At 64.1% G+C, this 12,545-nt stretch carries 11 protein-coding genes; 9 read left to right on the plus strand and 2 right to left on the minus strand.

What is annotated here, in order from left to right:
* The 8 genes from bcsZ to QBK88_RS07010 all read left to right on the plus strand — a co-directional run bounded on the left by bcsZ (position 1) and on the right by QBK88_RS07010 (position 10,969).
* The gene (bcsZ, locus tag QBK88_RS06975; protein WP_277961468.1) at positions 1 to 1,107 is read left to right on the plus strand and encodes a cellulose synthase complex periplasmic endoglucanase BcsZ; all 1,107 of its coding nucleotides are present in this window, start codon (positions 1 to 3) and stop codon (positions 1,105 to 1,107) included.
* Positions 1,095 to 4,571 (plus strand): cellulose synthase complex outer membrane protein BcsC, encoded by a 3,477-nt coding sequence (gene bcsC / locus QBK88_RS06980; RefSeq protein ID WP_277961469.1) that lies wholly within the window; start codon positions 1,095 to 1,097, stop codon positions 4,569 to 4,571. The genes bcsZ and bcsC overlap by 13 nt, the downstream gene beginning before the upstream one ends.
* Positions 4,572 to 4,678: 107 nt before the next feature.
* A complete protein-coding gene (locus QBK88_RS06985; RefSeq protein ID WP_277961470.1) occupies positions 4,679 to 5,689 on the plus strand; it encodes a Gfo/Idh/MocA family protein in 1,011 nt (336 codons plus the stop codon).
* A gap of 223 nt (positions 5,690 to 5,912) precedes the next feature.
* Complete coding sequence (locus QBK88_RS06990) at positions 5,913 to 6,365, plus strand: MarR family transcriptional regulator (protein WP_277961471.1); 453 nt, start codon at positions 5,913 to 5,915, stop codon at positions 6,363 to 6,365.
* A complete protein-coding gene (locus QBK88_RS06995; protein ID WP_277961472.1) occupies positions 6,362 to 8,449 on the plus strand; it encodes an FUSC family protein in 2,088 nt (695 codons plus the stop codon). The genes QBK88_RS06990 and QBK88_RS06995 overlap by 4 nt, the downstream gene beginning before the upstream one ends.
* Entirely contained in the window at positions 8,446 to 8,655 is a 210-nt protein-coding gene (locus QBK88_RS07000; protein WP_158152773.1) for a DUF1656 domain-containing protein, read from the plus strand. The genes QBK88_RS06995 and QBK88_RS07000 overlap by 4 nt, the downstream gene beginning before the upstream one ends.
* Complete coding sequence (locus QBK88_RS07005; RefSeq protein ID WP_445764904.1) at positions 8,571 to 9,545, plus strand: efflux RND transporter periplasmic adaptor subunit; 975 nt, start codon at positions 8,571 to 8,573, stop codon at positions 9,543 to 9,545. Before QBK88_RS07000 ends, QBK88_RS07005 begins: the two co-directional genes overlap by 85 nt.
* On the plus strand, positions 9,542 to 10,969 hold the full coding sequence (locus QBK88_RS07010) for an efflux transporter outer membrane subunit (RefSeq protein WP_277961473.1): 1,428 nt from the start codon (positions 9,542 to 9,544) through the stop codon (positions 10,967 to 10,969). Before QBK88_RS07005 ends, QBK88_RS07010 begins: the two co-directional genes overlap by 4 nt.
* Positions 10,970 to 10,976: 7 nt before the next feature.
* On the opposite strand, the gene QBK88_RS07015 is transcribed toward QBK88_RS07010, so the two are convergent.
* Positions 10,977 to 11,735, minus strand: a complete 759-nt coding sequence (locus QBK88_RS07015) for a slipin family protein (protein WP_268147072.1) — start codon at positions 11,733 to 11,735, stop codon at positions 10,977 to 10,979.
* 3 nt (positions 11,736 to 11,738) lie between these two features.
* Entirely contained in the window at positions 11,739 to 12,224 is a 486-nt protein-coding gene (locus tag QBK88_RS07020) for an NfeD family protein (RefSeq protein ID WP_277961474.1), read from the minus strand.
* Positions 12,225 to 12,305: 81 nt separating this feature from the next.
* Here QBK88_RS07020 and QBK88_RS07025 point away from each other — a divergent pair, with 81 nt between their 5' ends.
* Positions 12,306 to 12,545, plus strand: a complete 240-nt coding sequence (locus QBK88_RS07025; RefSeq protein WP_277961475.1) for a DUF2789 domain-containing protein — start codon at positions 12,306 to 12,308, stop codon at positions 12,543 to 12,545.

A 12,545-nucleotide genomic window follows, 5' to 3' on the forward strand; every position in this document is an offset into this window, starting at 1 on the left:
ATGAAAACCGTCGCGGCCCTGGTACTGGCCGGTGTTTTCGCGGTACCGGGCCTGGCCGAAGCCGGCGAGTGTGCCTGGCCGGCGTGGGCGCATTATCGCCAGGCGCTGGTCAGCGCGGACGGGCGGGTGATCGACCGGTCCACGCCCGGCATGACCACCACGTCCGAAGGGCAGGCCTATGGCTTGTTCTTCGCACTGCTGGGCAATGACCGCGACAGCTTCGCCAAGCTGCTGCGCTGGACCCAGGACAACCTGGCGGCTGGCGACCTCAACCGCCAATTGCCAGCCTGGCAGTGGGGCCAGGACAAGCAAGGGCAGTGGCAGGTACTGGACAGCAACAATGCTTCCGACGCCGACTTGTGGATAGCCTACAGCCTGCTCGAAGCCGGGCGGCTGTGGCACCGCGCCGATTACCAGTCGCTGGGGCGCAACCTGCTATGGCGTACCGCCGCCCAGAGCTTGCGCAAGCTGCCGGGCATGGGCCTGATGCTGCTGCCAGGGGATGTCGGCTTCGAAAATGCCGAAGGCTGGCGCCTGAATGCCAGTTACCTGCCGCCGCAATTGCTGGCCCGCTTTGCCGCAGAGGCACCCATATGGGCGGAACTGGCCAGCAATACCCAACGCTTGCTGACCGAGGGCTCGCCCAAGGGCCTGGTGCCCGACTGGCAAGTGTGGAAAACCGGTCAAGGCTGGGCTGTGGACAGCCAGAAAGGCGCTGTAGGCAGCTATGACGCCGTTCGTGTCTACCTGTGGGCTGGCATGCTTGCCAAGGACGCCCCGGGGCGTTCGGCACTGGTCGAGCATCTGCAGCCCATGGTGCAGCGGGTGGCCGAGCGGGGCTTTGTCCCGGAAAAAGTCGACGCTGCCACTGCCGTTGATACCGGTACCGGGCCCGTGGGTTTCAGCGCGGCACTGTTGCCGCTGCTGTCAGGCAACGCCGTGGCGCTGGCGGCGCAGCGCGAGCGCCTGAAACAGCAACCGCCCCTGGCCGACGCCTATTACAACCAGTCCCTGGTGCTGTTCGGCCAAGGCTGGGACCAGCAACGCTACCGCTTTGATAAAGACGGACGCCTCGTGCCGAACTGGACTGCCGCATGCAAAGATTGACCGGTTTGGGGCTGCTGTTGAGCAGCGTCTGCGGGGTAGCCCTCGCTCAACCCCTGAGCGCGCCCGAGCAACAGCAATGGTTGCTCGAACAGATTCGCGTAGGCCAGGCGCTTTACCGCGAAGACCTGGTGCACGATTCGCTGGCACGCCTGGAATTGATCGCACCCGATAACCCCCAGGTGAAAGTCGCCGAAGTCCGCCAGGCGTTGTTGCAGAACAACACCCCGGAGGCCGAGCGGCTGGCGGCCGAGCTGGGCCGTCAGGCTCCGGGCAGTGCCGAGTCCCGCCAGGCCCAGAGCTTGCTGAAACTGCATAGCAGTGCGGGCCAGAAAGACCTGCAGGAGGCTCGCCTGCTGGCCACCGCCGGCCGTTACGACGATGCCTTGCAGGCTTACCGGCAGATGTTCGGCGACGATATGCCGGACTTCGCCATCGCCCTGGAATACCTGACCGTGCGCAGTGGTATCAAGGAGCAGCGTGCGCAAGTCATCGACCAGTTGCGGGCGCTGGACAGCCAGTACCCAGGTAACGCCGGCTTGCGCCAGACCCTGGTGGGCCTGCTGTTCGCCGAACAACGCGATGCCGAGGCACTGGCGGTACTGCACCAGTTGGCGGGTGACGCCAACGCCGCGGCCAACGCTGCCGAACGCGAGTACAACTACTTGCTCAAGCAGCCCGTGGGACGGGAAACCGCCCAGGCCTGGCAGACGTTCCTCAAGGTGTACCCGTCTACCCCGTATCGGGCCGACGCCACCTTGCAACTGCAGGCGCAAGAGCACCTGCTGGCCGACCCCAGCTGGCAAGCCGGGGTCAGGGGCAAGGCGCTGCTGGACGCGGGCGACAGCGTCGGCGCCGAAGCGCAGCTGCGCCGGGCACTCAAGGCTTACCCCAAGGATTCCAGCCTGCTGGGTGCGCTGGGTGTTGCCTTGATGCGCCAGAACAAGCATGAGGACGCCTACAACACGTTCGTCAAGGCCTCGGCCATCGAGCAGGACACCTACTGGATGACCAAGTGGCAAGACCTCAAGGTCGCCAACTACCAGTGGATGCTGCTGCAAAAGGGTGACCAGGCGCTGGAGCGCAAGGATTACCCACAGGCCAAACGCTTTTACCAGCAGGCGCGCATAGCCCAGCCCAAGGATGCCAGTGCCCTGATTGGCCTGTCCTACGTGGCCCGGGGCGAGTCAGACGATATCGCCGCCGAGGCCCTGCTGCTGCAGGCGCGCAAGCTGGAGCCCGGCAATGCCAGCGTGGTGCGGGCCATGGTGCGCCTGTACCAGGCGCAGTCGGCCGACAAGGCCGAGCAGTACCTGGACAGCCTGACGCCTGCCCAGAAGGTCGAGTTCAAGAGCGTGCGCCTGGGCCTGGCTTCGGACCGCCTGAACGCCCAGGCCGATGACGCCACCCGGCGCAGTGATTGGGGCCAGGTGGTGCAACACCTGAGCAAGGCCCGTGAGCTGGACCCGGACAACCCCTGGCTGGTCTACCGGTTGGCCAACGCCCAACGGCAGTTGGGCCGCGCCGCTGACGCCGACCACAGCTTCAGCCTGCTGCTGCAACGCCAGGGCCAGAACCCCGAGGCACGTTACGCCCATGGTCTTTTCCTGGCCGACGGCGAGCGTGACACCGACGCCATGGGCAGCCTGCAGCAGATTCCGCGTGCCGGCTGGAGCGACAACATGAACCAGTTGTGGGCCCGCCTGCAGCGCCGGCAGATGCTGGCCAAGGCCGAGGCCTTGCGCGCCGGTCACCATGAAGACCAGGCCGAAGCGCTGCTGCTGCGTGCGCCGGCCACCGATGACTACCTGACGCTGGCCGACTGGGCGCAGCAGCGTGGGGACCTGGCTGCCGCCCAGAACCGTTACCGCAAGGTACTGGCCAGCGAACCGCATAATCCCGAAGCGCAACTGGGCCTGAGCGAAGTCTTGATCACCAGCCATCAGTTGCAACCTGCCAAGGCCGGCCTGTCGGCCATCACGCCCCCGGTACCGCTGGACGTCAGCTTCCAGCGGCGCCTGGCCAATGCCTGGGCGGCGGTGGGAGACAAGGCACGCGCCAAGGCACTGTTCGCCGAATTGCTCAGCACCCCACGCCAGGATCCCCTCGCGTACCGCGATGAAGCACGTTTGCTTTCCACCGAACAGCCACGGCACGCGCTGGATGACTATGCGCATGCCATGGCAGCGGCGAAGCTGATTTCCCCGGGGCAGGCCACCCCGCGTGACGACCGCGCCGTCACGCAGGCCAGCCGTGCCGCAGACAGTGATGACTGGCTGGCCCGCAGCATTCGCAGCGATGTGGACACGCTGTACCAGAAGCAGAACCCGACGGTTAACCTGTACCACGACTTCGCCTGGCGCACCGATAACAGCGCCTCGGGCGTCTCGGACTTGACCACCCAGACCACCATCTTGCGCATCGACACGCCGTTGGCCCAAGGCCAGGCCTTTGTGCAGGCCGAAGACGTGCAGCTGGATGTCAGCAGCTTTGCCAGCAACGACCAGTTCGGGTTGTGCGCCGTGGTGCAGGGCGGCTGTGCCAGTGGCGCGCAAAGCGTCAGCGGCACCCTGCTCGGCATGGGCTGGCACGATGACAAGTGGGCGTTTGACGTAGGCCATACGCCTCAGGAATTCACGGTTTCCAACTGGGTGGGTGGGGTCACTTACAGTGGCGATTGGGAGGACATCGGTTACCGCCTGACAGCCTCGCGCCGGCCGCTGACCAACTCGCTGGTGTCCTACGCGGGCGCGGTCGATCCGGTCACCGGCACTCGGTTCGGTGGTGTCACCGCCAACGGTTTCACCCTGGGCCTGAGCCACGACGAAGGCGGCAAGGACGGTGTCTGGGCCAGCCTGAGCAGCCACTGGCTGGTGGGCCAGAACGTCGAGAACAACCAGCGCCGCAGTGCCATGGGCGGCTACTACTACCGCCTGGTGGAGCGCGCCGATGAGCGCGTGCGCACCGGCCTGACGCTGATGTACATGGGTTACGACAAGGACCTCAGCGAGTCGACCCTGGGGCAGGGTGGCTACTACAGCCCGCAGCAGTACTATTCGGTCAGCGTCCCGGTCAATTTTGCCTGGCGCAACGCCAATTGGTCGGCCTTTCTGGAAAGCTCGGCAGGCTGGTCGTTTGCCAAGACCAGTGCCAGCGACCTTTACCCCAAGGACAGCAGCGCCAGCGACCTGGAGAACTTGCTGGCGCAGTCAGGCCATACCCTGGTGACGGACCCGACGCTGACCAAGAGCGGCAGTAGCAGCAACGGTATCAACTTTCGGGTGCAGGGCCTGCTGGAGCGCCGCTTGTCCGATAACCTGGTGTTGGGCGGCGGGGTGACCTGGCAGCACAGCGAAGGCTATGCCCCGAGCCGCGCGCTGTTGTACCTGCGTTATACCTTCGACCCGTGGCAAGGCAACCTGCCGTTGCCGGTAGAGCCGATCAGCCCTTACGCGGACATGCGTTGAATAAAATAAAAATTCCAAAATAAATTTAATGGAAAAATAATTGATTTACGCCTGATGCCGTTCTAGCCTGAGATTCCAAGGCCTACAACAACAAATCAGGAGCCATCATGACTTTGAACATCGGTGTCATCGGGACCGGCGCCATCGGTCGGGACCACATCCGTCGCCTCAGCTTCGCGCTATCAGGCGCGCGGGTGGTGGCGGTCAACGACATCAATGCCGAACAGGCGCGCGATGTGGTCACGCAATTGGGGATCGAAGCGGAGGTCTATGCCAGTGGTCAGGCATTGATCAATGCCGGCAATGTCCATGCGGTGCTGGTCACCTCCTGGGGCCCCAGCCACGAGGAATTCGTGCTGGCGGCCATCGCTGCCGGCAAGCCGGTGTTCTGTGAAAAGCCCCTGGCCGTCACCGCCGAAGGCTGCCGTCGCATCGTCGACGCGGAAATCGCCGCTGGCAAGCGCCTGGTTCAGGTCGGTTTCATGCGCCCGTTCGACCAGGGTTATCGGGCGCTGAAAGCGGTGATCGACAGCGGCGAAATAGGGACGCCGCTCATGCTGCACTGTGCTCACCGCAACCCTCATGTGTCCGACGCCTACGGCACCGGCATGGCCATTACCGATACCCTGATCCATGAGCTGGACGTGCTGCGCTGGTTGATCGATGACGATTACGTCTCGGCGCAGGTCGTGTTCCCCCGCGCCACCCGCCACACCCACGCGCAGTTGCGCGACCCGCAGATCGTGCTGCTGGAAACCGCCAAGGGCGTGCGCATCGACGTCGAAGTGTTCGTCAACTGCAAATATGGCTACGACATCCAATGCGAAGTCGTGGGCGAGGAGGGCATCGCCCGTTTACCCGAGCCTTCCAGTGTGCAGTTGCGCAGTGCCGCCAAGCTGTCCACCGGCATCCTCATGGACTGGAAAGACCGCTTCATCGATGCCTACGACGTGGAGTTGCAGGCCTTCATCAAGGGCGTCACCGACGGCCAGCTCTCCGGGCCCTCCGCCTGGAACGGCTATGCCGCCGCCGTCGCTGCCGACGCTTGCAACCTGGCCCAGGTCAGTGGGCGCATCGAGCCTATTGAACTGCCTGCGCGCCCCGCGTTCTACAACTGACCCGCCAGCGCCTGCACGGATCGAGAACATACGCTGCGCTGACTTTTTCTGTTCAGGCAAGAACCGGGCGCTGCGCAGGCCCGGTTCTTTGCGTCTATAACAAACTGGCCACGGCCGTTTGCATTCCTGGGTGAAATGTCTCGCAGCCACTATTGACGGCAGGTGATGCGTTGCCGGAATATAGATAGTTAGCAAACTATGAATATCGGTGCGTTCCTGTTCAATGAACCTCGACAAGCTCCACCTCAATATCAGCACCGGCATGGTGACTGCTGCCCGTCACTGGCGGCGCATTTGCCAGACGACGCTGGCCAACTACGGTATTTCCGAAGCCTGCGCGGTGCCGCTGCTGATCATCGTGCGCCTGGGTGATGGCGTGCGGCAGGTCACCGTGGCCCATGCTGCTGGCCTGGAAAGCCCATCGCTGGTACGCCTGCTGGATCAGCTGTGTTCGTCGGGCTTTGTCATTCGCACCGAAGACCCCACCGACCGCCGTGCCAAGGCCCTGAGCCTGACGGCTACCGGCCGCGAGCTGGCCGAAGCCATCGAAGGTGAACTGGTGCGCCTGCGCCGTGAAGTGCTGAACGACATCGCACCCGCCGACCTGGAAGCCGCGCTGCGTGTAGTGCGGGCCTTCGAAGAGGCGGGGCAGGGCACGGCGGTGCTGGCGCCTTGAAAGCCTTCTTCAGTGATGTTCCGCCGCTGCGGGACTGGTTTTACGGCCTGCGTACCTTCATTGCCTCGATGGTGGCTTTGTACGTCGCGATGAAACTGGAAATGCCGCGCCCGTACTGGGCCATGGCCACCGTCTACATCGTGTCCAGCCCCTTTGTCGGCCCTACCACTTCCAAGGCCCTGTACCGGGGTATCGGCACCTTCGTGGGCGCGGCCGCCGCTGTGCTGTTCGTGCCCATGTTCGTGCAGACCCCGGCGCTGCTGGTGATCATCGTCGCGGCCTGGACCGGTACACTGCTGTTCCTGTCGCTGCACCTGCGCACCGCCAATAGCTACGCGCTGATGCTGGCCGGCTACACCATGCCGCTGATCGCCCTGCCGGTGGTGGACAGCCCACTGAACGTCTTCGACATCGCCTCGGCGCGGTTCCAGGAGATTTGCCTGGGCCTGATCAGCGCCGCCGTGATCGGTGCCATCTTCTGGCCCCGCCGCCTGGCCCCGGTACTGGGCGATGCCACGCGCAAATGGTTCGTGGAGGCCAACACCTACTGCGACCGCTTCCTGTCCCGGGAAATCACCGCCGCAGAGGTGGGCACGCTGCGCGCCTCGATGGTCGCTACCTTCAACTCCCTGGAATTGATGATCGGCCAGATACCCCACGAGGGTGCGCTGCCCCAGACCGTGCGCAACATCAAGGAACTGCGTGGGCGCATGATTCACCTGCTACCCACCATTGATGCCCTGGACGATGCCCTGATTGCGCTGGAACGTCGTACCGACCTGGTGCCGGCGATCGCCCCGGTGCTGGAGCAGACGCGCCAGTGGCTGAAGGAAACCGCGGCCGGCGCCCCCACGCAGCTGTGGACCGAGCTGCATGGGTGCCTGCAGGCGCTGCAACCGGCACCGGAAGCACTGGATGACCGGCGCCAGTTGCTGCTGTCCAACGTCTTGTACCGCCTGGGCGAGTGGGTAGACCTGTGGCAGGACATGCGCACCCTGCAATTGGCCATCGAAACCGAAGACCAGTCACAGTGGCGCGCGGTGTACCGCCATTGGCGCCTGGGCCGCCTGTCGCCATTCTTTGACCGCGGCATGATGATGTATTCGGCGTTCTCGACCATCTCGGCCATCGTCGTCGCTTCGCTGATCTGGATCTTTACCGGCTGGGCCGATGGCGGGGGCGGGGTGATTCTCGCAGCCGTGGCCTGCAGTTTCTTCGCCGCCATGGACGACCCGGCGCCACAGATCTACCGGTTCTTCTTCTGGACCCTGATCGCCGTGGTGATGTCCAGCCTGTACCTGTTCCTGATCCTGCCCAACCTGCATGATTTCCCCATGCTGGTGCTGGCGTTCGCGGTGCCGTTCATTACCGCCGCTACCCTTACCCTGCAGCCGCGATTCAACCTGGGCATGATGCTGACACTGGTCAACGGCGCTACCTTCATCAGCCTGGACACCGCCTACGACGCCAATTTCCTGGCCTTCCTGAATTCCAACATCGCCGGGCCCATGGGCTTGCTGTTCGCCTTTTGCTGGACGCTGATCATGCGCCCCTTCGGCACCGACCTTGCTGCCAAGCGCCTCACCCGCTTCAGCTGGCGCGACATCGTCAGCCTGAGCGAGCAGGCTACCCTGGCTGAACACCGGGCCATGGGCGTGCAGATGCTCGACCGCCTGATGCAGCACCTGCCGCGTCTGTTGCAGACCGGCCAGGACACAGGCTCGGCCCTGCGCGACCTGCGGGTGGCGCTGAACATGCTCGACCTGCTGGCCTACATGCCGCGTATCCCGGTGGGCCCACGCGCCCAGGTACGCCAGGTGGTGGACGAGGTAGGCGCTTATTTCAAGGCGTGCCTGAAGGCCCGTGAACGGCTGCCGGCGCCGATGACTATCCTCATGACCATGGACCGCGCACGCCGGGCCCTGGCCCAGCAGCACATGGGTGACGAAACCGAGGCGCGGGTGCAGATGCTGCACTCCCTCAGCGGCCTGCGCCTGGCCTTGCTGCCTGGGGTGGAAGTGGTGATCGAGCCCAGTGATGCCCCCGAGCTGCCAAGCCACGGTTTGGATGGAGCCCCTCTATGATCGGTGAAATTGATGTAAGCGGGATCTTCCTGCCGACATTGCTGGTGATGATGGCCATCACCTATGTGCTGTTTCTGTTGCTGCATGGCGTACTCAACCGCCTGCATTTCTACCGCCTGGTCTGGCACCGGGCCTTGTTCAACGTCGGTCTGTACGCGCTGCTGCTGGGCGCGGTGGACGCACTCTGCCGAAACCTGATGACATGAAAAAACCTTTGTTGACCTTTGGCCGCCTTGTTCTGACCTTGCTGGTGGTGGCGCTGGCCAGCGTCGTGGTCTACCGCATGGTGATGTACTACATGTTCGCCCCCTGGACCCGTGACGGCCATATCCGTGCCGACGTGATTCAGGTGTCGCCGGACGTTTCCGGGCTGATCCAGGACGTGGCGGTACGTGACAACGAAGTGGTCAAGCGTGGCCAGGTGCTGTTCACCATCGACCAGGACCGTTTCAGCCTGGCGTTGCGCCAGGCCAAGGCGGCGCTGGCCGACCGGCAGGAAACCATGGCCCAGGCCCAGCGCGAGGCCAAGCGTAACCGTGGCCTGGGCAACCTGGTGGCCAAGGAGCAGTTGGAAGAAAGCGACTCCAAACTGGCCCGCGCCCAGGCCGCCCTGGCCGAGGCCCAGGTGGCCGTGGACACCGCCCAGCTGAACCTGGACCGCTCGGTGATCAAGAGCCCGGTGGATGGCTACCTCAACGACCGGGCGCCGCGTGCCCATGAGTTCGTGGCCGCCGGCCACCCAGTGCTGTCGGTGGTGGACAGCACCTCGTTCCACGTCGATGGCTACTTCGAGGAAACCAAGCTGCCGATGATCGAAATTGGCCAGAAAGTGGACATCCGCGTAATGGGCGACAACGCCCGCCTGACCGGGCATGTACAGAGCATCGTCGCGGGCATCGAAGACCGCGACCGCAGCAGCGGCTCCAACCTGTTGCCCAACATCAACCCGGCCTTCAGCTGGGTGCGCCTGGCTCAGCGGATTCCGGTGCGCATTGCCTTCGACGACGTGCCTGAGCACTTCCGCATGATCGCCGGGCGCACGGCCACCGTGTCGATCATCGATGAGACCGGCAAGCCTGTGGAGACCGCTCGATGAACCACTGTGTACGTCTTTCGGCCATAGCCCTGGGGCTGTTGCTGTCGGCTTGCCAGTTGGTCGGGCCGGACTACCACCGGCCCAAGGACGGTGCGGCCAACCGCCCGGACCTGCAAGGCAGCCTGGCCACTGGCGATAGCAACGTGGTGTCCGCGCCAGTGCCACAGGACTGGTGGAAACTGTACAACGACCCGCGCCTGGACCAGCTGGTGAGCCAGGCCCTGGTGTCCAGTACCGACCTGCGGGTGGCAGCGGCGAACCTCAACCGCGCCCGTGTGCAGATCGAGGAAGCCGAGCACGCCGGTGGTTTCACCACCAAGGCCGAGGCGGGCGCGCAGCGCCTGCAGGAATCGGCGGAGTCCTACTTGCAAGGCGAGAAGATCCCGGTGGCCAACGTCGGCAACCTGTCGTTGACTACTTCGTATCAATTTGACCTGTGGGGCACGTTGCAGCGCGGTGTCGAGGCGTCTCAGGCCAATGCCGACGCCGCCCAGGCTGCTGCCGACACGGCGCGCATCACCCTGGTGGCCGAGGTGGTGCGCTCGTATACGCAAATCTGCGCCGCCAACGAAGAGCGCCACATCGCCGAGAAGTCGCTGGACCTGCAAATGCAGGGTGTAAAGCTGACCCAGCGTTTGCGTGACGCAGGCCGGGGTGATGAAACTCAAGTGACGCGCACTCAGACGCAGTTCAAGTCGTTGCGCGCCGACCTCCCCAAATTCGAAGCTGAACGCCAGGCCGGGCTGTACAAGCTCGCCATGCTGCTGGCCAAGCCGGTGAACCAGTTGCCGGCCGGTACCAGCGACTGTGCTGAACTGCCGAAAATCGCTCAGGTGATGCCGGTGGGTGACGGCGCGGCCTTGCTCAAGCGCCGTCCCGACGTGCGCCAGGCCGAACGCAAGCTGGCGGCCGCCACCGCTGAAATCGGCGTCGCCACCGGTCAGCTATACCCGAACATCAGTATTGGCGCCACCGTGGGTTCGGTGGGCTTCCTCAAAGACCTGGGTGAAGACACCGCCAACCGCTGGGGCTTTGGCCCGATGATCAGTTGGACCATACCGGGTAACCAGGCGCGTGCGCGGGTCCGTGAAGCCGAAGTGTCCACCCAGGCAGCCTTGGCGCACTTCGATGGCGTGGTGCTCAATGCCGTGCGCGAAGCCCAGACTGGCCTTGCCCAGTACACCGCGCTACTGGAGCGCCGTGATGCCCTGGCCGAAGCCGAAGAGTCGGCCCGCCAGGCAGCCGACCAGACCCACCGGTTCTACATGGCGGGGCGCGAATCCTTCCTGGCTGACCTGCAAGCGACCAAGACCTACACCGACGTGACTGCCCAACTGTCGGCGGCCAACACCCAGGTGGCCATGCAGCAGATCAATGTGTTCCTGGCGTTGGGCGGTGGTTGGGAGAGCGGGCGCACGCCTTGATGGTGGCTCAAGGCTTGGTGGAAAGGTCTGCCATGCCCTTGAGCAACTCGATGGGCAGCGGAAAGACAATGGTCGAACTCTTGTCCCCGGCGATGCTGGAAAGCGTCTGCATGTAGCGCAGCTGCATCGCCCCTGGCTGGCGGCCCAGCATTTCAGCTGCCTGGGTGAGCTTTTCCGAAGCCTGCAACTCGCCCTCGGCATGAATCACCTTGGCCCGCCGTTCACGCTCGGCCTCGGCCTGTTTGGCGATGGCCCGCACCATGGACTCGTTCAGGTCCACATGCTTGATCTCCACGTTCGCCACCTTGATACCCCATACATCGGTCTGGGCATCCAGCACTTGCTGGATGTCCATGTTCAGGCGCTCGCGCTCGGCCAGCAGCTCGTCCAGCTCATGCTTGCCCAGCACTGCCCGCAGGGTGGTCTGCGCCAGCTGGCTGGTGGCCATGAGGAAGTCTTCAACCTGAATGATCGCTTTCTGCGGGTCAAGCACGCGAAAGTAGAGCACGGCGTTGACCTTGACCGAGACGTTATCGCGGGTGATCACGTCCTGTGGGGGGACATCGAGGACAATGGTGCGCAGGTCTACCCGCACCATTTGCTGTACCACGGGAATCAGGATGATCAGCCCAGGCCCTTTGACCTGCCAGAAGCGGCCCAGCTGAAACACCACGCCACGTTCGTATTCACGCAGGATGCGAAACGTCGACAGGGCGACCAGTACCAGCACCACGACTGCCGCGGTGTAACCGACTTCGATGAACATGGTTCAGGCTCCTGACGGCGGTTGCGCCGCAGCGACTTCCAATTGCACGCCCCGGCGTGCCACGACTTTGACCTGTTCGCCTTCCTGCAGCGGTGCATCGCAGCGCACCTGCCATTGCTCCCCCTGCAACTGCACCCAGCCGGCGCAGGGGTTGTCCGACTGCAACGCAGACACCGCGGTGACCTTGCCCACCAGTTCGCTGTCACCGCCCACCGGCCGTCGCCGCGCCGCGCTGATGGCCATGGCCAGCATGGTGACGATCAGCACTCCGGCCACCGCCGCGACCGCCAGCAACAGCGAGCCGGACACCATGATGTTCGGGCCTTGGGCATCGACCAGGGTCACCACGCCCAGCAACAGCACGATCAGCCCCACCACGCCCAGCACGCCGTATGAGGGCAGCAGCGCTTCGATGGCCAGCATCACCAGGCCGAACAGGATCAGGCCGACAGCAGCCTGGTTCACGGTCAGCACGATCACTGTGCCCACTTTCACCTCCGGGGGATTGCCCTCGACGTATGTGCCAAAGTTTCCTTTACTGAAAGTTTAGTTGACGACGAGGGTACCCACATGGAATCGCCAAACCACAGCCTGCCGGCGCTGTTCCAACAGTTGGGCCTGGCGTCCGACCCGGTGGGGATCGAAAAATTCGTCACCAGCCATTCGCCCCTCAAGCCTGGCCTCAAACTGGACGAAGCTTTCTTCTGGACACCCAGCCAGGCGGCTTTCCTGCGTGATGAGATTCTTGAGGACGCCGATTGGGCTGTAGTGATCGACCAGCTCAACGAGCTGCTGCACAAGGTGGGCTGA

Source organism: Pseudomonas sp. RIT-To-2, from assembly GCF_029623465.1.
GTDB classification, from domain to species: Bacteria; Pseudomonadota; Gammaproteobacteria; order Pseudomonadales; family Pseudomonadaceae; genus Aquipseudomonas; species Aquipseudomonas silvicola.